Below are 20,160 nucleotides of genomic sequence, written 5' to 3'. Positions count from 1 at the left end.
ATCTTTTTCTTAGTCTTGCGCCGTCGCCCTGACAGCTAAATCAGTATACTAAATATCCTACACTACTGTCAATAGGTTTTTGAAAGTTTTTTTGATTTTTAATCATAAAAAAAGAGAGTCACATCGACTCCCTTTTAGGCCTAGTAGTTAATTTATAAGGCTTTATAACGTTCTACTGCATTTTCAACGGTAAATCCGTAGGCTTCAAAGACCTTATTTCCTGGTGCTGAGGCTCCCCAAGTATCAATGGTTAGGGTATCCCCTTGAAGTCCAACATACTTGCCCCATCCAAAACTGCTTGCTGCTTCAATAGCTAAACGTTTTGTGATATGGCTTGGAAGGATTTCTTCTTTATAGGCAGCATCTTGCTCGTCGAAGATGTTTTGTGCTGGCATAGAAACCACTCGAACGTATGTGCCTTCTTTTGCCAGAGCTTGTTGCGTTTCGATTGCTAAAGCTACTTCACTTCCTGTGGCAATGAGGATACCGTCTAAATCACCTGCAGCTTCTGAAATGACGTAGGCCCCTTTGGCAACACCATTTGCTGCCAATTCTTTGGTTCCTTCAATTACTGGTAAGTTTTGACGCGTTAGAACTAACATCGTAGGGCGCTTGGTTTCTGCCAAGGCCTGTTGCCAAGCTGCATTGGTTTCATTTCCATCAGCAGGGCGGATGACATTGAGGTTAGGCATAGAACGCACACTTGCTAATTGTTCAACTGGCTCATGTGTCGGGCCGTCTTCACCAACCGCAATAGAATCATGCGTCATGACATAAACAGTTGGGAGTTCTTGCAAGGCAGCCATACGAACCGCTGGCAATAGATAGTTTGAAAAGACAAAGAATGTCCCTCCGTAAACTCGACTCCCCCCATGAAGGGCAATACCATTCATTGCAGCTGCCATGGCAAATTCGCGGACACCAAACCAAATGTTGCGGCCAGTATAATTGTCTGGTTGAAAGTCTGTTTCCGCTTTAATCATGGTGTTGTTTGAAGCAGACAAGTCAGCCGAACCTCCCCAGAAGTTTGGCACTTGAGCCGCAATTTCTTGGATAGCTTGTTGACTAGAAACACGACTGGCCACGGCTGTCCCCAACTCGTGAGCTGTCAAATCCAGACGGATTGGTTCATCTGTAAATGCTTTTTGATAAGCTAGGGCTAGCTCAGGGTAGGCTTCTTGGTATTCATGGAAGGTGGTTTCCCAAGCGTTTTGCGCTGCTTCACCACGGAATTTAACGCCAATTTCAAAACGACGGGCAACTTCTTCTGGCACGGTGAAAGCAGGGTAATCCCATCCGAGATTTTCTTTGGCCTTAGCACTGCCTTGAGCTCCTAGAGGGGCACCGTGAACAGCACTGGTTCCTTGTTTTTCCGCTCCATAGCCAATGATGGTTTTGACTTCAATGATGGATGGTTTTTCTGTCTCAGCTTGCGCTTGACGAATAGCCGCCTCGATAGCTTCTAGGTCATTGCCATCTTCCACCAAAATATGTTGCCAACCATAGGCTTCAAAACGCCCTTTGACATTCTCAGTGAATGCCATAGAAGTTGGACCATCTAGTGAGATGTCATTGGAATCATAAAGCATGATGAGCTTGCCTAGTTTGAGGTGACCTGCCAAACTAGCTGCTTCTTGACTGACCCCTTCCATCAAATCACCATCTCCGTTAATCACATAGGTATAGTGGTCAACCACTGGGAAATCTGGGCGGTTGAATGTCGCCGCAAGGTGTGCTTCTGCCATGGCCATCCCTACAGCATTGGCAATCCCTTGTCCCAAAGGACCTGTTGTGACTTCGACACCATCCGTATGATGCACTTCTGGGTGACCTGGTGTTTTTGATTCCCATTGACGAAAGTTTTTGAGATCATCTATCGATAGGTCGTAACCAGCTAGGTGCAATAGGCTATACAACAAGGCAGAACCATGTCCTGCAGACAAGACAAAGCGGTCCCGGTTTTGCCAATCCCGATGTGTTTTGGGATTAACGTTTAAGAACTTGTTCCACAAAACATAAGCCATCGGTGCAGCTCCCATGGGTAAGCCTGGGTGGCCAGAATTAGCTTTATCAATGGCATCCATAGACAAGGTGCGGATGGTATTCACCGCAAGCTGGTCAATTGCATCAAACGTCATAATGTGTACCTCTCTTTTTTCCTTTCTTATTATAGCAGAAAAATATCAAATCTTGTAGTCTTGTCCGAAAAGACAAGCATCTTCTATCATTTGTCTTGCTTGAGAAAATTTGCCCAATCCTCTGCAAACGCTCGTTACCTGCTTGCGTCAAAGGGTGTTGGTCCAGTTTGGCCAAGACTTGGTCTGGGATGGTTGCAATGGGGACACTCTTTTGACAGCGCCTAAGGCCTTTAAGACAGCCATGTCTTTGACATCAGTAGTATCTAAGAAAAAATTCAGCAGAGATATCCCCCCTCTTCATAGGAACAGCCACCTGGCATAAACAAGTGGCTGCTAAAGATGGTAGTTAGGCTAATTAAAGAAGGGCTTTAAATTGGATATTGGAGTCGTGTTCAAAGGCATCATCAAAACCACGTGGGTGATGGTATTCAATGAGATTTTTATCCTGCGGATAGGTGTACTTGCCACCGACTTCCCAAATGAAGGGATGGAATTGATACTGTAGGCGGTCCTTACGCATCTTCCAAAGGGCTAAAATCTCATCTGTAGATGCCATAAAGTTGGACCAGATGTCATAGTGGACAGGAATGATTACCTTAGCACGTAGGTTTTCAGCCATCCGCAAAAGGTCAATAGATGTCATCTTGTCTTGGATACCAATTGGGTTATCCCCATAGTTATTGATAGCAACGTCAATCTTATAGTCTTTACCATGTTTGGCGAAGTAGTTTGAAAAATGAGAGTCAGCCCCGTGATAAATGGTGCCACCTGGAGTTTCAAAGATGTAGTTGACAGCTTTACGAGCCATTTCTTCGTCGGTGACAGCTAGCCCTTTAAGGTTATCATCGTTTTCCTTGGCGCCTTCGACTGGCAAGGTGACCAGACAAGTCCGGTCAAAGGACTCAACAGCGGTTACCTTGATGTCCTTAAAGGCAAAGCTTTCTCCTGGCTTAATAACGATGATGCGTTCTTTTGGGACACCCCATTTTTTCCAAATTTCGCCACATTCATAAGGACCGACAAATTTGACATGATCTAGTTTCGGATTATTGACAATTGCTGCTGCTGTGTTGATGTCAATGTGGTCACTATGAAAATGCGATACCAAATAATAGTCTAATTCATTGATGGCAAAAGGATCGATGACCATAGGTTGCACGCGCAAATTTGGTTGCAATTTTCGGACACCGGCCATGTTAGCCATTTGGTGACCCCAGACCATATCTTTGACTTTTTTTGTGGATTTGCCTCGGTTGGACCAGAGGTCCATAACTACATTGGCACCGCCAGGGGTCTTAATCCAAACCCCACAATTTCCCAACCACCACATGGCAAAGTTGTTTTCTGGAACGACTTCTTCTTCGATCTCTTCATTGAGCCAGGTTCCCCATTCTGGGAAAGTGCTTAAAATCCAAGACTCACGGGTAATATCTTTCACATTTGCCATTATGTATTCCTCCAAGTATTTGCTTTACTCTTTTAGTATAGGCTCCTTAGTAGGACAAAAAAAGCCCAAATTAAACACAGGGCTGTGTTCATCCTTGGACTCTTAGACACTTATTGCTGACTAAAGAATTCTGTTTGCAAAAAAGCCAGTAAGTCTTGCTTAAGCGCCTCCGTTTGACTGGGCAAGTGCAGGTATTGGCTTAAAATGTGTTCGAGTTGCTGATCAAGAGACGACGCGGATAAGTTTTGATGGACCTGAGATTGCTGGGATTGGTGTAAAATTGCCATAATATCTTTCTCACTGAGCACAGGATGAACCAAAACCACCGGAATCGTCTCCAAATCTAAAGGCTGACTGCTAATGATGAAATCACAATGCAGCAAATCCCGCACACTATTGAGCTGTTCTGTGGTAAACAGGGCATCAATCTGTGTGCGAACCAAATGATGCTGACACTGCTGGTATAAAAACTCGCGCACAGCTCGACTGTCATCGCTCACGACAATGGCATGCGGAATTTTCACCTGACTAATCTTTTCACGGCGTAGCGCCCCTCCCATATGAACAGCGAGATTGGCAATATCGTCATCATTGCACGCTATCCCAAGTCCAACTTCTAAGGCCTCGGCGCTATCGTGCGTCAAACGAAAGATATCCCCGTAGCGGTCTTTGATATCCTGCGTCAGAGGGTTGGGGCTGATGATACCGAATTTTTTTCGGAAGACCAGGGCCTTGCAATGAATGATTAAGTTGTCTTCTAAGGCTTGCCAATCTTGCAGTTTTTGTTTGGAGAGATTTTCAAATTGTTGCAAAAAAAGTCGAACAGATTCTCGAATATCCTCATAATCTTGTGAACGGCTATGATAGTCCGTATCCTTGCGATAGGCCAAAAGAAGGATGGTTACCAGCAGAACCTCCCCTTCTTGCATGGAAAAGGCGTAGCGTTGGTGTAAATGTTCTTGCAGGGCTTGCGCCACTTGATATTCTAAGCGGTTTTCCAAAGCAGACACATCCGTCAGAGCGGTCACGTCTTCGACGAAATCTAAGGCCATATTACGAAAGCTGTAAAATAAATAGGGCAAAAATTGAAAGAGGGTTTCTAAATCCTTGGGATTAACTTTTTTGCCCCTGGCCGCTTGCAGGTCTTGGACGTAGCTTGAGAGTTCTTGACTAACCTCTGGTGAAAAGAGAGGGTTCTCTTTATCGGGGTCCAAACGCTGACGCAGGGCTTCTTCCATCAGGTCTAAAAATGGCTGACTGGCTGAACGATAGAGAGTTACCAGATGGGCGTATACATACTGCATCTTAACGACTGGATGGCACTGCAGGTAATAGCCTTGTGTCTTGGTCGCCACCAAGCGAATGGCATAGGGTTCTCGGCTCAATTGCTCCCGTATCTGCCCTAAATCACTCAAGATAGTATTGCGTGATACCTGGTTGAGGTGCATGAGTTTTTCAATGGTGACGCGCTCTTTTGCCACGGCAATATAAATGGCAGTCAATTGCCAGCGCTCCTGAGACTGCATGATATAGTCTGCTTGACCCTCTTGTTCTAATAACTGCTGACAAGCCTCTAGCTGAGGGGTGGTCAATGCAATGCCTAATCGTGGTTGGCTGACAATTTCCATTTCCGGCTGGAGTTCCGCATTGATTTTTGCGAGGTGGTAGTAAACCTTGCTCCGAGACATTTGCAACTGACTCGAAATCCAAGAAACGGTTTCTGGTTTTTTGAGATTGATTAAATGGGTTAATAAGGTGATATCCGCCTTGTCCATATTTGTTTTCCTCCTTGTTAATTCGAACAAACTATTATTTTAATGACTTTTGATGTTCATTTCAAGAAAAAAGAAAACGCTTTTATTTAAGTTTTGCCTGACGAAAAGCAGAGGCTGCTGAGCCCCTGCTTTTTTGCTCGACCTATTTTTCTTTTTGTCCATAGTAGGCATTTGGGCCATGTTTACGGAGATAGTGTTTGTCCATGATATAGTCTGGTGCCGGAGTGACCCGAGGATTAATCTGTTCCGTGAAACGGTTCATTCGAGCAACTTCCTCTAAGACAACGGCATGATAGACTGCTTGCGCAGGGTCTTTGCCCCAAGTAAAGGGACCGTGGTTTCGAACGACAATCCCTGGCACTGCTAGTGGGTCCAAACCACGATTGGTAAATTCTTCCAAGATAACGGTGCCTGTTTCTTTTTCATAGGCATTATTTACTTCGTCAGCTGTCAAGGAACGGGCACAGGGAATAGGCCCGTAAAAGTAGTCGGCATGGGTGGTCCCATAAAAGGGAATGTCTCGCCCAGCTTGTGCCCAACCGACGGCTTCGGTTGAGTGGGTGTGAACAATGCCACCAATTTCCGGCCAAGCCTTGTAGAGTTCAACGTGGGTTGGCAAATCAGACGATGGGTTCAGGTCCCCTTCAATCACATTGCCGTCTAAATCTGTCACTACCATATTCTCTGGACTGAGCTTGTCATAATCCACACCAGACGGTTTGATGACAATACGACCTGCTTCGCGGTCAACTTCTGACACATTTCCCCAGGTAAATTTAACGAGACCATGTTGGGGTAGCGCTAAATTCGCTTGATAGACCCTCTGGCGCATATCTGCTAATGATTTTCCCATATCAGATTAAACCTGCTTTCTCTATTTTTGGCAATAAGAAGTCTCTGGCTTCTTGAATGGCCTGCCGTGTTTCTTCAATGCTGTCACAGTTTTCTGACCACATCTCAATCAAGAAGGGCCCCTTATACTGGCTTTCTTTTAGCACTTGAAAGGTCTTGTCCCAATCCACGCAACCTTGTCCAAAAGGCACATCACGAAATTGACCGGCAGAATTTTCCGTCACAGGGTAGGTGTCCTTGAGATGAAGGGCAGCTATGGAACGGTGCCCCAGGTAAAATTCACTCCAAAGGTCATTGTGCCAGGCAGAGACATTGCCCGTATCGGGATAAACAAAGAGGTAGGGGGAATCAATGGCTTTTTCAATCGCTAAGTATTTTTCAATAGAATTGATAAAAGGGTCATCCATAATCTCGATGGCCAAAATCACCTGCGCTTCTTCAGCCCAATCACAGGCCAGACGGAGATTCTTCAAAAATCGTTGACGCGTCTCAGGTGATTTTTCTTCATAATACACATCGTAACCTGCCAGCTGAATCACACGAACACCTAGGTCTTGCGCTAAATTTATGCAAGCTCGCATGAGTTCTAGGGCCTTTTTTTCCTTTTGAGAATCGTTCGAACCTAGCGGGTAGCGCCGATGTCCTGAAAAACAAATACTTGGAACGCGAACCCCTGTCTCATAAATAGCTTGCACGATGGCTAAACGTTCTTGAGCCGTCCAATCAAGGCGGGCTAAACGGTGGTCTGACTCATCAATGGACATTTCCACAAAATCAAAACCGAGTTCCTTCGCAAATTGCAGACGTTCTGGCCAAGTGAACTGTTTTGGTGTCGCTTTTTCATAAATACCAATCGGTCTTGCCATAGGTTACCCCCAAATTCGTGCAATCTCAGCCTTGAAGGCACGTGCTGCGCAAGCAGGGTCTTCAGCCTCGGTGATGCCACGCCCTGCAATAAAGGTAAAGACATCGACACCGCGGAAAAGCTCTAAGGTGTCCACCGATAGGCCACCGGTCACAGAAACCCGAAAGCCCATATCAATCAGTTTTTTCACCTTGTTGAGGTCTTTTTCACCCCATGTTTCTCCTGCCAAAAGCGCATCCCGAGATTGGTGGTAAATCGCTTGGGAGATGCCAGCATCCAACCAAGACTGGGCTTGTTCAAATGTCCAATCGCCATAAAGTTCAATTTGAATTTCCCCACGTTCCCCACGTACTGCTTCGATCGCCTGACGCGCAGCCACCATGGTAGGAATAGTCGCGCAACAGATGCAGGTCATCCAGTCTGCCCCACGATTGGCGTTATTTTTTGCGACCGTCCCCCCTGCATCAGCACACTTGGTATCAGCAACAATCCACTTGTCAGGAAAAAGGCTACGCAAAACCTGCACCAGCTCACTCCCAACTTGGAGCAAACAAACTGTCCCCGCCTCGATAATGTCAACTTCTTGCCCAACTGAAACAGCGGCTGTAATAGCCCCTTGCAAATCAGAATGATCCAGTGCAACTTGTAATTTTGGAAGTGTCTTTGTCATGGTATTTCCTTTCTTTTCTCTGCTGTTAACTATTGAGGTCGAGCCCTTCTAGATAAGGGCTATCTGAGGAGGCATCAATGAGTTCGAGAACCTCTGCTTCTGAGACTGCTGCCTGTAACCGTTGAACGGAATTTTCCAATTCAAAAAGGGCAACAATTTGCGGAATGGCTACTGAGGTATGAATCTTAGAACTGGTTGCAGCCAATGCCAATAAGACACTAACGGCCTTGCCATCTGGAAAAGTTACTGGTTCTTTAAGGGTCACCAAGGAAAAAGCATCGCGCTGAACTCCCGCTTCTGGACGGGCGTGGGGCATGGCCATGCCTGGCATCAAAATATAATAGGGACCGAACTTTTCAGTGGATTCAATAATGGCATCATAGTATTCTGGTAAAACTGCGCCACTTTCAATCAAGGGTTCTACGGAGAGTTTGACCGCTTCTTGCCAAGTCCCTGCAGAAAGGCCCAAACGAATAGACTGGTTATCAATCAAAGCTTGTTTTAAATTCATACCTTTTCTCCTTTATGAAAAAGTGAGCGTTTCTTTGACACCCACTCCTCCACTCTTATAGCTTCTTATGCCAAGACTTCTGACAGTTTTGTCTTGATTTCATTGTCATCCATCAAATTGTCCAGACCGACTAGTTTTCCAGTCGTCCGTCCATCTAGCTCATGAATCAGATGGTTGGATGCCACAATAATGTCATAACCTGAAGCCAAGCCTTTGGCTTCACCGATGGAGCATGAGTTGGACTGGAAATCCGTAACACCCAGTTGACGCAAGGCATTTTCAACCTTCATCTTGATAACCATTGAAGAACCCATACCGTTTCCACACGCTGTTAATACTTTTACCATAATAATACCTCTTTTCACTAACTAGTCATCTGCTGGCAACTGGCCGTTCATGTAAGCTTCTTTGTCCTTAGATTTCCAGTATTGCAACTGCGGAATGATGAGGAAGAAGAGGCAGACCAGAACAAAACCAATCACACCCAAATATTTGAAAATATAAGCAAATGGCACCCACGGCACTTCAAAGTCGATATTCCCGTGATAGCCACCATAGTTGGCCAAACCGAGCAAGGCTACTGCCACAGCTCCCAGCGCCACTTGGAGAACTCCTGAAATGAAGGATAGGACAACTGCTGCCTTCCAGCCACCACGTTTATCGGCATAGACTGCAATCGCCGCATTATCAAAGAAGACTGGAACAAAACCTGTGATAATCAAGACAGGATTTCTAAAGACAATGAGTAAGATAATGGTCACCAGTTGACCGATGAAGCCGATAGAAAAACCAAATAGTGTAGCCGGTGCTGAGCCAAAGTTGTATGAAGCTGCCACATCCACGGCTGGGATGGAACCAGGCAAGAGTTTTGCTGAAATCCCTTGAAAGGCATTGGTCAACTCAGCAACGAACATCCGCACCCCTTGCATGAGGATAAAGAGGTAAACTGAGAAAGTGAAGGCTGTTTGAATCACATACATAAAGAAAGATTGTTTGGTCGGATCAAACAGCGTTCCTGACGTGATGATTTCAGCGTTGGACATGATTCCAGGGCCCAAAATCGTCAACAAAATACCAAAGAAGATGAGCATCAAAGTTGCAGAAGCAACCACTGTATCATGGAAAATATCTAAAAATTTCGGTAATTTCAGGTTGTCCAGATTGTCTTCTTTTTTTCCAATTTTTGGAGCTACCTTATCCACAAACCAGATGGCAAATTGTTGCTGGTGACCGATGGCAAAACCAGCTCCGCCCGTCAAGCGCTGTGTCGCTTCAACGGTCATGTTAGAACTCACAGCCCAATAGAGACCGCAAATCACGCCAACTGCAATAGTCCCCCACAGTTGATTGCGTAGGGCTGGAATCAAGAGAATGGTCATCAAGGTGATGGTCGCTGCCTGCTGCACCATAATGTGACCTGTGATAAATAAGGTTCTGACACGGGTTACCTTGCGCAAAGCCACCAAGAAGATGTTCAAAAAGAACCCAATCAAGAGGGCCGTGGTTGCCGTCCCAACAAAAGCAGGAAAATCCTCAGCAATTTTGTTGTTGGCTGCGCTTAGCCCAAAGTAGGGGTCGATTACCGCCGCACCGATTTTAAACTTGTAGTTGAGAGCGACTAGAATCGGACGGAAGGTGCTGACCAAGCCGGCGGCACCGACGTTTAAAATCAAGTAACCAACAGTTCCCTTGATAAAACCAGAGAGCACTTCGTACCACGGTTTTTTAAGGAGAATATAACCAACTAAAACCAGTAAGCCAACGAAGAAGGCAGGTTGTTGCAGAATATTCTGTGAAAACCAGGTGAGTATGGTTGTAACGATACCCATAGTAAGACTCCTTTTCTTTAAAAGTGTTTTTCTTATGCTTTCATTATAAGAAATGAAAGCGAATACAAAAAGTCCAAATAAAAACACTGAGGTGTTCAGTGTTGGGCTAGTCTGTCCTAGAAGCCTGTCACATTCAAAAAAAGCCCCAGCACTACTGCTGGAACTTTAGAGGAATGCTTAGTCGGCTTCTTCGTCAAATTGAGAATTGTAAAGGTCAGCATAAAAACCATTTTGCGCCATTAAAGCATCGTGATTGCCTTGCTCGATGATATTACCATCTTTCATCACCAAGATAAGGTCTGCATTGCGGATTGTAGAAAGGCGGTGGGCAATCACAAAGGAGGTCCGCCCAGCCATGAGTTGGTCCATAGCCTTTTGAATGAGTTCTTCTGTCCGTGTATCAACAGAGGACGTCGCCTCATCCAAAATCAAAAGCGGTGCATCTTTAAGCAAAGCACGGGCAATGGTCAAGAGTTGTTTTTGACCGACAGAGAGGGTGACAGTATCATCCAAAACCGTGTCGTAGCCTTTAGGCAAGGTCTTGATAAAATGGTGAACGCCCACATCACGACAGGCTTGTTCAACTTGGTCTTGGCTAATGCCTGTTTGGTTGTAAATGAGGTTGTCACGCACCGTTCCTTCAAAGAGCCAAGTATCTTGCAAGACCATAGAAAAAGCATCGTGGACAGCTGTCCGAGAAACTGTCGCAATATCGACACCATCAATGGCGATGGTCCCCTTGTTTACTTCATAAAAGCGCATGAGCAGGTTGACAATCGTGGTTTTCCCAGCACCCGTAGGACCAACGATAGCCACCTTTTGACCAGCTTTTGCTTGAGCCGAGAAGTCATGAATAATGGTCTTTTCAGGCAGGTAACCAAAGGTGACATGGTCAAAGGAAACATCTCCCTTGATGTGGCCCAATGTTTGTGGCTTATCTGCCTCATCAGCCATCTCAGCTTCATTTAAAAAGGCAAAGACCCGTCCCATACCCGCTTGGGCTTGCTGCAATTGGCCAAAGGCTTGCGCCAACTGAGACAAGGGTTGCGAGAATATCCGCACGTAAATCATGAAAGCAACGATATCGCCGATATTGAGTTTGCCATCTAAGAGCCAGATAGCCCCAAAAACGCAGACCATCACATAGCCAAAGTTTCCGATAAACTGCATGAAAGGCATCATGACACTGGACAAGGCCTGAGATTGCCACATGCTCTTGTAGAGGGTTTGGTTGAGATTTTGGAAATTTTCCTTCACCTCTTTTTCAGCCGAATAGCTTTTGACCACATTGTGGCCAGAGAATATTTCTTCCGCATAGGCTGATACCTGAGACAGGTTGGCCTGTTGGCGCTTAAAGAGAGGCTGTGAGCTAGCCATCAAGACCATCACAGCGACAAAACCAAACAAGACAGAAAGGATAGACACCGCAGCCAAACGCCCATTGGTATGAATCATCATGACAATAGAGGCGATGAGCAAGACACTGCTTGACACCAGCGTCCCCAGACTTTGCTGGAGAGATTGCGCCATCGTGTCCACATCATTGGTCACCCGAGACAGGGTATCCCCTTGGCTGTGGGCATCAAAATAAGACAAGGGAACGCGGTTGATTTTTTCAGCGATTTCCCGACGCATACGTTGGGAAAATTTTTGAATCACCGTGGTAAAGATAAATTGTTGCCCGTAGGACAAGAGAGCCCCGATACCATACAAGACAGCCAACTCCATCGCTATACGGGAGACCTTGGTCACATCGACATCTTTAAAAGAACTCAAGGCAGCCGAAATCGTATTGGTAATATCTGAAATCCGATCTGGCCCATAAACGGTAATGGCGCTAGAAATGACCGCTAAAAGGACGGCTAGGAGAATCCAAATCCGATAACCTTTGAGGTAGGGGAGCATTTGTTTTATCAAGGAAGGTTTTTGCTTAGTTGCCATTTTCTAGTTCCTCCTGTGACAATTGAGAGTAGGCGATTTCTTGGTAAACCGCATTCGTTTTGAGCAATTCGTCATGGGTGCCTTGTCCTACGACAACCCCTTTATCCAGAACCAAAATGTGATCCGCATCCATGATTGTCGAAATACGTTGGGCCACGATTAATTTTGTGGTTTTGGCTGTTTGTTGCGCCAGGTCATGGCGCAATTGCTTGTCTGTTTTATAGTCCAAAGCAGAGAAGGAATCATCAAAAATGAGCACTTCTGGTCGGCGGGCCAAGGCTCGAGCAATGGCCAACCGTTGCCGTTGACCTCCAGAGAAGTTAGTCCCGCCTTGGGCTACCTCAGTGTCCAGACCTGCTTCCTTACTCTCAACAAATTCCTTGGCTTGGGCCAATTCCAAAGCTTCCCAAAGGGCCTGGTCACTGAGGGGGCTTTGAGCGGATTGGCCAAAGGTGAGGTTGGAGCGAATCGTTCCACTATAGAGGACAGGTTTTTGTGGGATATAACCTACCTTGGCATTGAGGTCTTCTTCAGCATAATCTTTGATTTTGATACCATCCAGCTTGATCCCCCCACCTGTCGGGTCATAAAAGCGTGGCAAGAGACTAATCAACGTTGACTTCCCAGAACCCGTAGATCCAATAAAAGCAATGGTTTGTCCCGCTTTGGCCTTGAAGCTAACATGTTCAATCACGTCTGCAGACTCTTTGGCATAACGGAAGGATACATCGTGAAATTCCACTTCGCCGACTTGTCCATCTCCAGTCGCCTGCGTTTTCTCAGGAAAAACGACTGACGTTTTCAAGGCTAACACTTCATTGATGCGTCGAGCAGACACCAAGGCCCGTGGCAAGATCATAAAGACCAGAGCCATCATCATAAAGCCAAGGATAACCTGCATGCCATAGGAAGAAAAGACAACCATATCGGAAAAGACTGAAATGCGATTTTCCGTTGCCGTTTTAAGCGCTTGTGCATAAGCTTGTAAACGAGCAGGGTCGGTTGTGGTGGGTTGGCTAGGCAAGTGCACATTATTGATCAAATAGCCACCAATCCAATAGACAGCCAAGGTCAAACCAGAAGACACCAAGGTCATCACCGGGTTCAAGAAGGCCATCAAACGATAAACAAACAAGTTCAATCGGGTCATATTGTCATTGGCCTGGCTGTACTTTTCATCTTGGTAGTCTTCGGCATTGTAGGCACGAACCACTCGAATACCTGTCAAAATTTCACGTGTCACCGCATTGAGTTTATCCGTCAACACCTGAACCTTGCTCTGCCGTGGAAAGGCCACGCCTAAGAGCACCGTCAAAAGGATAATAACGATAACCGCTGCAATTCCCAAAGACAGGGTCCACTCAGAACTCTTGTCCCAGATTTTCGTCAAGGCCCAAACAGCCATGATAGGTCCCATAGTGACTACCTGCAAGCCCATGGTAATGAGATTTTGCAACTGCGTCAAGTCATTGGTGGTACGCGTCAACAAACTCGGTATGGAGAAGCGTTTGATTTCCGCATCGGAGTAATCCATAATCTGGTCGAAAATATCGCCCCGTAAGCGAGTCGTAAAACTCGCCGCAACACGCGCAGCAATAAAGCCAACCAAAACAGCTGACAAAAAGCTCAGCAAGGAAAAACCGATCATTTTCCAGCCGGGTTCCATGACCTGAGCTACGGTGGTTCCTTTGGTACTCAGTAAGGTTGTCACTTTAGACATGTAGTCAGGAACCTTCAAATTGGCCCAGACTTCGATACAGACGAAAACGACACTGATGAGAATTTCAACCATCTCTTTTTTGGTTAATCGTTTAAAAATCTTAAACATCTTGGTCTCCTTTTTCTAGATTTTTTTGCAAACGGTCTAAGACATGCAAGGCTGTCCGAATGTCAGACTTAGAAATTCCTTCGAACAACTGGTCATGGATGGCATCTACAAAAATGCTAAAGCGTTGCCCCTCGGTTTTTCCCAAGTCCGTCAACAGAACTTGCTTGTAGCGCTTGTCCTTTTGCGAGGGCACGATGGTCACATAGCCATTTTTCTCCATCCGCTTGATTAAGCCTGAGGCGACAGACTTCGATACCTTGAGCCGTCGCTCAATGTCACGGATATAGGACTCCTCTTTTTGGTGATTAATCAAGTAAAGCAAGCTGACTCCCTGCGGACCAGCTAAGTTTTCGACCGCATAATCTTTGGCCAAGCTCCTCGCACGACTTTCCAGCAAATTTACAAATAACCGAAAACGTTCAAACGGTCCCTGCATCCTGATTCCCTTCTTTCCACTTATATAGTTCGCATGGTAACTATTGTAGTTCGCATAGGAACTATTGTCAAGAAAAAGACCTTCGGATTTTTCCGAAGGTCTTTAATTTGTTATTTGGCATCGAGGGAAAAGCCATCGCTTTTTTTCTGTTTCCCAGGAAGAAAGATAGCTAAGATAAGCATGACCAAAGCCGGTAAGAGCCAGGCCAGAGATTGTTGCGCCAAAGGGAGATGACTAACGAGGGACTGTAGCCAGCGTAGGTGCAAACTGGTCCCTAAAACATCCGCCAGGGCCAAAAGCACAACAAGGGCAATCGTCAGCCGCATGCCCAACTGTGACAAAGGCAGAAAATGATTGAGGCAAAGTATCATCACAAAAGCAATCGTGATGGGGTAAAGAATTTGCAAGACTGGCAAAGAGTAGGCAATGATGGCATTTAAGCCCAAGTTGGCAATTCCAAAACCAATCAAGCTAAACAGCGTCGCATAGGTCCGATAGCCCCAGCCTGGAAAGCGCTTGTGAAAGAAAGAAGCCGTTGACACAATCAAGCCCGCCGTCGTGGTAAAACAAGTCACCGTCACCATGACTGCCAAAAAGATTTGAGCTGTTGGACCAAAAATAGCCTGAGTCGCTTGTGACAGCACATAGACTCCCTTATTGGCATCAGAATTTAGCACAGCTTGAGGAATAGGAAAATGATTGCCTAAAAAGCCTAAGCCGATATAGAGCAAGCTAAACAGCAAGGCCACCACTAACCCCACTAACCAAATGGTTCGCAGGTAATCTTTCTTGCTGGCAAAACCGAGTTGTTGCATGGTCGAAACTGCCACCACACTAAAGGCCACAGAAGCTAAAGCATCCAAGGTATTATAACCCTCAAGAAAACCTTGCCCAAATGCAGCCTGGGCATAGGCCTGACTAGGCGCTTGCGGTGCTTCTTTGGCATAAACCACAGCCCCTAAAATAATCAAAAGCACAATTAAGGCCGCAAAAATTGGGGTCAAGAGGCGACCAATCCTATCCAAAATCTTTGACGGATTTAAGGAAATCAAATAAGCCAAACCAAAGTAAAGTAAGGTAAATACAAACAAACTGATGCCTAGATTCCCCTTACCAAGCATAGGGGCAATACCGACTTCATAAGCCGTTGTCGCAGTCCTTGGAATCGCAAAGAAAGGCCCAATGGATAAGTAGAGCGCCACCAGATAAAGCGTGGCAAAGCCTGGGCCAATCTTACGCGAAAGTTCATAGACATAACCCTTTGGATTGACCGTGCCAACAATCAGAGCCAAAACAGCCAAACCCACACCTGAGAGGACAAAGCCTAGAATAGCCGGCCAGAACTGCGTTCCCGACAGGGCGCCCAAGGCCGGAGGGAAAATCAAATTTCCCGCTCCGAAAAACATCCCAAACAGCAAGAGCCCAACCAGGCCACTTTTTTTTATCATTTTTTCTCCTTTACACAAAACAATGAGAACAGTCTCCTGTCTCATCTTTTTTATTCTTTTACAAACACGGCTACTAGTATACCACAATCCCGTCAAGGGGAGTTTGTTTTTCTTTGCCTAATCGCAGCCGTTTGGCCAAACGATTCACCTGAGTCACATCTAAGGCCACAAGCTGATCAATCGGGGTAATCCCAGGCCGCACGCGATAGAGGATTCCCGCCGATTCAAATAAGAGCAACAATTTCCCTTCCAAAACAGCCGTTTGTTCTAAATAAGGTGGCAACTTCAAAACCCAGTCAGCCTTTTCAAGGGGCAAATCTTTTTCCTTTAAGCTTGTCGCCTGATAAGCGACCAGTTTTGAACTATGGTTGCCATAAGAGATTGAAAACAAAAACATATCCTGATAAAAGGTTAAACTCTGCACCCTTTTGGGAGTCTCCCAGGTTTGACTAGGTTTTTGGGACACATTTCCACACGCATTTATGGAATAACTTGCCAGCACCCCTGGGCCTGCCACATCAAAATAACCCACATAGAGCTTATCCTTCTGGTAGGTCAGATAGGAAACTTCGGCCATTTCGTCAATGGCAACAAATTCATCCAAGGAAATGGCTTCTTTTTCTTGAGACCAAAGGTGTAAAAGCAAATGCGCCAAGCTTACCCCAGCGACACCTGAACGTTCTTCATCCTTATAGGCCACCCAAAGCATGCGATGCTTGGTATCATAGGCCAAGCCACCGGCGTGGACCCTACCCGGCAGGACGATACTGCCTACCGCTTGTCCCGTCCATTGGTCCCAAAGATAGAGCAAGGATTGGTGAGAACCATCTGCACTGTAACTAGACATAAGCAGATAATGCTCCATGGTAACTAAACCCTGCGGAATCATATAAGTCTTCTGGTCACCCTCCGACTCAGAGGCTGAAAGACTAGGCAGACTCGGAAGGTCATCCAACTCAGGCAAAGCAAAGGCTGTGGTTGCCAAAAAACCATCCAGCCAGTCAAAAGATTGCCCAATCGACCGAGTGAGATCCAAAGCATGCGTCTTTTGGACAGCCTGGCTTGGGCCTGAGGCATTTGAAGATGATTTTTCAGTCACCAAAACCAAGCCACTCATCCCTAATACAAGCGCAAAAAGAACATATTCCCACCATTTACGACGCACAGGATCCTCCTTTCTCTTTCTACCATCTTAGCTTAAAACCGACAAAAAATAAAGCCCTACTTTTTTGACTGATCCGTCCACAATTTTAGAGAAAACAAAAAAAGACCCAAGAGGGTCTTTTCGTATTGCCTAAAGTCATCTATAGGCGCTTACACAATACCTTGTGATGACATGGCATCTGCTACTTTCAAGAAACCAGCGATATTGGCACCGACAACCAAGTTGCCTTCTGCACCAAATTCTTTGGCTGCAGCTGCAGAATTTTCATAGATGTTTTTCATGATGTCATAAAGTTTTGCATCTACTTCTTCAAAAGTCCATTGTGTGCGTTGGCTGTTTTGAGCCATTTCAAGGGCAGAAACCGCAACACCACCTGCATTGGCAGCCTTAGCAGGACCAAAGGATACGCCAGCTTTCAAGAAGACATCAATCGCTTCAAGGGTTGAAGGCATGTTAGCCCCTTCTGAAACAGCGATAACACCGTTAGCTACCAAAGCTTTCGCTTGGTCTGCGTTCAACTCGTTTTGAGTTGCACATGGGAAGGCCAAGTCTGCTTTGTTATCCCAGATAGAACCTTCACCGACAGGGATGAATTTAGCATTTGGACGTGCGTTAGCGTATTCAACGATACGGGCACGTTTCACTTCCTTGATGTCTTTAAGAAGTTCAACATCGATACCGTCTTCGTCATAGACATAACCTGAAGAATCAGATACCGCAACAACTTTAGCACCCAAGGCATGCAATTTTTCAGTCGCATAGATAGCCACGTTACCTGAACCTGAGACAAGGGCAACTTTACCAGCGAAGTCTTCGCCACGTGCTTTCAACATTTGTTCGGCAAAGTAAACAGCACCGTAACCAGTTGCTTCAGTACGAGCCAATGAACCGCCCCAGTTCAAGCCTTTACCAGTCAAGACACCAGTGTATTCGTTGCGCAGACGTTTGTATTGACCATAGAGGTAACCAATTTCACGTCCCCCAACACCGATATCACCAGCAGGGACATCTGTGTCTGCGCCGATGTGTTTGCTAAGCTCAGTCATGAAGCTTTGGCAGAAACGCATGATTTCGTTGTCTGATTTTCCTTTAGGGTCAAAGTTTGAGCCCCCTTTACCACCACCGATAGGTTGGCCAGTCAAAGAGTTTTTAAAGATTTGTTCAAATCCGAGGAATTTGATGATAGATTGGTTAACAGATGGGTGGAAACGCAAACCACCTTTGTATGGGCCGATAGCAGATGAGAATTGCACACGGAATCCACGGTTAATTTGGACTTGTCCCTTGTCGTCTACCCATGGCACACGGAAGGAAACGATACGTTCTGGTTCTACCAAACGTTCCAAGAGATTTTCTTCAATGTATTTTGGATACTTGTCAAAAACGGGTACCAAAGATTCGAAAACTTCTTCGACCGCTTGCAAGAATTCTGGTTCGTGAGCATTCTGTGCTTTTACCTTGTCAAATACGCCAGCAACGTATGCTTTACCTGTTGTCATAATAAAATCCTCCGATTTGAATTCTGTGTAATTTTTTATTACATGAGAATATTATAAATTTTCTGACAATTTAAGTCAAGTAAAAAATGCAACTTTTTTCAGAAAATTTAAAAAATACCTTTCAGAAACCTTTCACAAATGCTTTCTTCTCCCTTGTTTTCAGCTTTTTAAAACTATTTTAAACAGGACTCTCTCAATAAAAAAAGACCGTCCGGTCTTCTTTAACTCATGTTTTTTCGCTCGATAAGGTCTAAACCTTCCCTTAGCGAAACTTTACACTTTGCCTTCTTTGATGGCCTGAGAAGCTTCATCAGCACCGAACCACTTGTCCGATATCTTTTGGAAAGTGCCCTCTTGATAGAGCTTAACAAAGGCCTGGTTGATTTTCTTAACCAAGGTCTTGTCGGCTTTTCTGGCACCGACCACATACTCTTCGGTAGGGTAACCGACAGAGAAGGTTTCGTATTGGCTGATATCTTCTTCTTTGTTGAGGTAATAATTGGCATAAACCGAGTCAGACAAGACAGCATCAATCCGATTGGCTTTTAAATCAATCAAGGCTTGGTTGAAATTGTCATAGAGGGTGGCATCATGCCCCTTAACAAGGTCCTTTAGGCGTTTGGGCTCCGCTTCAAAGGCGTCATAACCAGAAGACCCCGTCTGAGCGCCCAAGCGCTTGCCTGCCATATCAGCAACCCTTGTAATGCCAGATGACTTCTTAGTTACCAAGATTTGGTCACTGTGCATATAAGGCATGCTAAAAGCCACTTTTTTGGCCCGTTCCGCTGTTTTGGTATAACCATTCCAAATCAGGTCGATTTTACCATTGCTCAGCTCAGTTTCTTTCATGTTCCAGTCAATGGCCTGCCATTTGACGGTAATGCCATAGGTTTTAAAGACAGCATTGGCAAGGTCAATATCAAAGCCATTATAGGAGCCATCCTTTTCCTCAAAGCCCATAGGGACAAAGGTGTTGTCAAAGCCAATGGTAATCGTCTTGGTCTTTTCAAAGGTCTTCCAGTTATCAGCCTTGGTATTGGAAACCGCGCGACAGGCTGTCAGGGCAAAAAGCAAGCAGATGGCGACAAGACTGGCCAGTAGTTTTTTCTTCACAAAATCCTCCTAGCCACGTGGCACCACGCGCACAATCTCATCGGCAATAGCCTCCGCAAAGGCCATATCATGGGTTACGACAATCTGTGTCACGCCTGTCTCCTTGTTTTGGAGAATCAGCTTTTCCACTTCCTTACTCAGGCCAGGGTCCAAGGCTGAGGTCGGTTCGTCATATCCGATGATTTCAGGGTCAATCATCATCGCCCGTGCCAGAGCCACCCGTTGTTTTTGCCCACCAGATAAAGAGTAAGGGTAGGCTTCTTCATGTTGCGACAAGCCCAAGCGTTCCAAGAGCGCCTTGGCCTTGGTCTGTGCTTCTTCCTTGCTTAGACCCAAGGTTTTTATGGGAGATAAGGTCAAGTTTTCCATAACTGTCAGGTGTGGAAACAATTGAAAGTCTTGAAAAACAAAGCCCAAGAGATTAGCCTTAGGCAAATCTTCAAGTGGGATAGCCTTGCCCTGGAAAACTACTTGGCCACTATCAATGGATTCAAGGCCTGCTAGCATGCGCAAGAGTGTTGTTTTTCCGCCACCGGATTGACCGACGATAGCGATGATGTGGCCTCGGGCGATTTCAAGATTAAAGTCCTCAAAAATCACCTTGTCGCCAAACCGTTTGGAAATATGTTTGAGATTCAGCATA

17 protein-coding genes are annotated in these 20,160 nt (G+C 45.6%); all 17 read right to left on the bottom strand.

Annotated elements, in window-relative coordinates:
* Positions 1 to 152 precede the first annotated feature (152 nt).
* Positions 153 to 2,138, bottom strand: a complete 1,986-nt coding sequence (gene tkt, locus STRDD12_RS06985) for a transketolase (RefSeq protein ID WP_066916578.1) — start codon at positions 2,136 to 2,138, stop codon at positions 153 to 155.
* A gap of 355 nt (positions 2,139 to 2,493) precedes the next feature.
* Positions 2,494 to 3,585, bottom strand: a complete 1,092-nt coding sequence (gene ulaG, locus STRDD12_RS06980) for an L-ascorbate 6-phosphate lactonase (RefSeq protein ID WP_066916576.1) — start codon at positions 3,583 to 3,585, stop codon at positions 2,494 to 2,496.
* A gap of 110 nt (positions 3,586 to 3,695) precedes the next feature.
* The gene (locus STRDD12_RS06975; RefSeq protein WP_066916574.1) at positions 3,696 to 5,360 is read right to left on the bottom strand and encodes a BglG family transcription antiterminator; all 1,665 of its coding nucleotides are present in this window, start codon (positions 5,358 to 5,360) and stop codon (positions 3,696 to 3,698) included.
* A 142-nt stretch (positions 5,361 to 5,502) separates the two neighbouring features.
* Positions 5,503 to 6,213, bottom strand: coding sequence for an L-ribulose-5-phosphate 4-epimerase (locus STRDD12_RS06970; protein WP_066916571.1), 711 nt, complete (start codon positions 6,211 to 6,213; stop codon positions 5,503 to 5,505).
* Between the two features lies 1 nt (position 6,214).
* Positions 6,215 to 7,078, bottom strand: a complete 864-nt coding sequence (locus tag STRDD12_RS06965; protein WP_066916569.1) for an L-ribulose-5-phosphate 3-epimerase — start codon at positions 7,076 to 7,078, stop codon at positions 6,215 to 6,217.
* A gap of 3 nt (positions 7,079 to 7,081) precedes the next feature.
* Positions 7,082 to 7,747, bottom strand: coding sequence for a 3-keto-L-gulonate-6-phosphate decarboxylase UlaD (locus STRDD12_RS06960; protein WP_066916567.1), 666 nt, complete (start codon positions 7,745 to 7,747; stop codon positions 7,082 to 7,084).
* 25 nt (positions 7,748 to 7,772) lie between these two features.
* Complete coding sequence (locus STRDD12_RS06955) at positions 7,773 to 8,258, bottom strand: PTS sugar transporter subunit IIA (protein ID WP_066916565.1); 486 nt, start codon at positions 8,256 to 8,258, stop codon at positions 7,773 to 7,775.
* A 65-nt stretch (positions 8,259 to 8,323) separates the two neighbouring features.
* Positions 8,324 to 8,605 (bottom strand): PTS sugar transporter subunit IIB, encoded by a 282-nt coding sequence (locus STRDD12_RS06950; RefSeq protein WP_066916563.1) that lies wholly within the window; start codon positions 8,603 to 8,605, stop codon positions 8,324 to 8,326.
* A gap of 21 nt (positions 8,606 to 8,626) precedes the next feature.
* Positions 8,627 to 10,087 (bottom strand): PTS ascorbate transporter subunit IIC, encoded by a 1,461-nt coding sequence (locus tag STRDD12_RS06945; protein WP_066916561.1) that lies wholly within the window; start codon positions 10,085 to 10,087, stop codon positions 8,627 to 8,629.
* A 177-nt stretch (positions 10,088 to 10,264) separates the two neighbouring features.
* Positions 10,265 to 12,028 (bottom strand): ABC transporter ATP-binding protein, encoded by a 1,764-nt coding sequence (locus tag STRDD12_RS06940; RefSeq protein WP_066916559.1) that lies wholly within the window; start codon positions 12,026 to 12,028, stop codon positions 10,265 to 10,267.
* The gene (locus STRDD12_RS06935; RefSeq protein ID WP_066916557.1) at positions 12,018 to 13,856 is read right to left on the bottom strand and encodes an ABC transporter ATP-binding protein; all 1,839 of its coding nucleotides are present in this window, start codon (positions 13,854 to 13,856) and stop codon (positions 12,018 to 12,020) included. Before STRDD12_RS06935 ends, STRDD12_RS06940 begins: the two co-directional genes overlap by 11 nt.
* The gene (locus STRDD12_RS06930) at positions 13,849 to 14,292 is read right to left on the bottom strand and encodes a MarR family winged helix-turn-helix transcriptional regulator (RefSeq protein WP_066916555.1); all 444 of its coding nucleotides are present in this window, start codon (positions 14,290 to 14,292) and stop codon (positions 13,849 to 13,851) included. The genes STRDD12_RS06935 and STRDD12_RS06930 overlap by 8 nt, the downstream gene beginning before the upstream one ends.
* Before the next feature lie 110 nt (positions 14,293 to 14,402).
* Complete coding sequence (gene brnQ, locus STRDD12_RS06925; protein WP_066916553.1) at positions 14,403 to 15,740, bottom strand: branched-chain amino acid transport system II carrier protein; 1,338 nt, start codon at positions 15,738 to 15,740, stop codon at positions 14,403 to 14,405.
* 73 nt (positions 15,741 to 15,813) lie between these two features.
* A complete protein-coding gene (locus STRDD12_RS06920; RefSeq protein WP_066916551.1) occupies positions 15,814 to 16,905 on the bottom strand; it encodes a hypothetical protein in 1,092 nt (363 codons plus the stop codon).
* A 149-nt stretch (positions 16,906 to 17,054) separates the two neighbouring features.
* Positions 17,055 to 18,404, bottom strand: a complete 1,350-nt coding sequence (gene gdhA, locus STRDD12_RS06915; RefSeq protein WP_066916549.1) for an NADP-specific glutamate dehydrogenase — start codon at positions 18,402 to 18,404, stop codon at positions 17,055 to 17,057.
* A 273-nt stretch (positions 18,405 to 18,677) separates the two neighbouring features.
* Positions 18,678 to 19,517, bottom strand: coding sequence for an amino acid ABC transporter substrate-binding protein (locus tag STRDD12_RS06910; RefSeq protein WP_066916547.1), 840 nt, complete (start codon positions 19,515 to 19,517; stop codon positions 18,678 to 18,680).
* Positions 19,518 to 19,526: 9 nt separating this feature from the next.
* Complete coding sequence (locus STRDD12_RS06905) at positions 19,527 to 20,159, bottom strand: amino acid ABC transporter ATP-binding protein (RefSeq protein WP_066916545.1); 633 nt, start codon at positions 20,157 to 20,159, stop codon at positions 19,527 to 19,529.
* Position 20,160: the final 1 nt, after the last annotated feature.

Origin of the sequence: Streptococcus sp. DD12 (assembly GCF_001578885.1) — a bacterium.
In the GTDB taxonomy this organism is placed as follows: Bacteria; Bacillota; Bacilli; order Lactobacillales; family Streptococcaceae; genus Streptococcus.
Note: the sequence above shows the minus strand (reverse complement) of the source record. Positions and strands in the feature narration are given on the sequence as shown.

Excerpts from the sequence above, each read along its gene's own strand:
- tkt (WP_066916578.1), bottom strand. The coding sequence starts at position 2,138 with ATGACGTTTGATGCAATTGACCAGCTTGCGGTGAATACCATCCGCACC.
- STRDD12_RS06940 (WP_066916559.1), bottom strand. The coding sequence starts at position 12,028 with ATGGCAACTAAGCAAAAACCTTCCTTGATAAAACAAATGCTCCCCTAC.
- brnQ (WP_066916553.1), bottom strand. The coding sequence starts at position 15,740 with ATGATAAAAAAAAGTGGCCTGGTTGGGCTCTTGCTGTTTGGGATGTTT.
- STRDD12_RS06950 (WP_066916563.1), bottom strand. The coding sequence starts at position 8,605 with ATGGTAAAAGTATTAACAGCGTGTGGAAACGGTATGGGTTCTTCAATG.
- STRDD12_RS06935 (WP_066916557.1), bottom strand. The coding sequence starts at position 13,856 with ATGTTTAAGATTTTTAAACGATTAACCAAAAAAGAGATGGTTGAAATT.
- STRDD12_RS06955 (WP_066916565.1), bottom strand. The coding sequence starts at position 8,258 with ATGAATTTAAAACAAGCTTTGATTGATAACCAGTCTATTCGTTTGGGC.
- STRDD12_RS06960 (WP_066916567.1), bottom strand. The coding sequence starts at position 7,747 with ATGACAAAGACACTTCCAAAATTACAAGTTGCACTGGATCATTCTGAT.
- STRDD12_RS06970 (WP_066916571.1), bottom strand. The coding sequence starts at position 6,213 with ATGGGAAAATCATTAGCAGATATGCGCCAGAGGGTCTATCAAGCGAAT.
- STRDD12_RS06945 (WP_066916561.1), bottom strand. The coding sequence starts at position 10,087 with ATGGGTATCGTTACAACCATACTCACCTGGTTTTCACAGAATATTCTG.
- STRDD12_RS06930 (WP_066916555.1), bottom strand. The coding sequence starts at position 14,292 with ATGCAGGGACCGTTTGAACGTTTTCGGTTATTTGTAAATTTGCTGGAA.
- STRDD12_RS06965 (WP_066916569.1), bottom strand. The coding sequence starts at position 7,078 with ATGGCAAGACCGATTGGTATTTATGAAAAAGCGACACCAAAACAGTTC.
- ulaG (WP_066916576.1), bottom strand. The coding sequence starts at position 3,585 with ATGGCAAATGTGAAAGATATTACCCGTGAGTCTTGGATTTTAAGCACT.
- STRDD12_RS06905 (WP_066916545.1), bottom strand. The coding sequence starts at position 20,159 with ATGCTGAATCTCAAACATATTTCCAAACGGTTTGGCGACAAGGTGATT.
- STRDD12_RS06975 (WP_066916574.1), bottom strand. The coding sequence starts at position 5,360 with ATGGACAAGGCGGATATCACCTTATTAACCCATTTAATCAATCTCAAA.
- gdhA (WP_066916549.1), bottom strand. The coding sequence starts at position 18,404 with ATGACAACAGGTAAAGCATACGTTGCTGGCGTATTTGACAAGGTAAAA.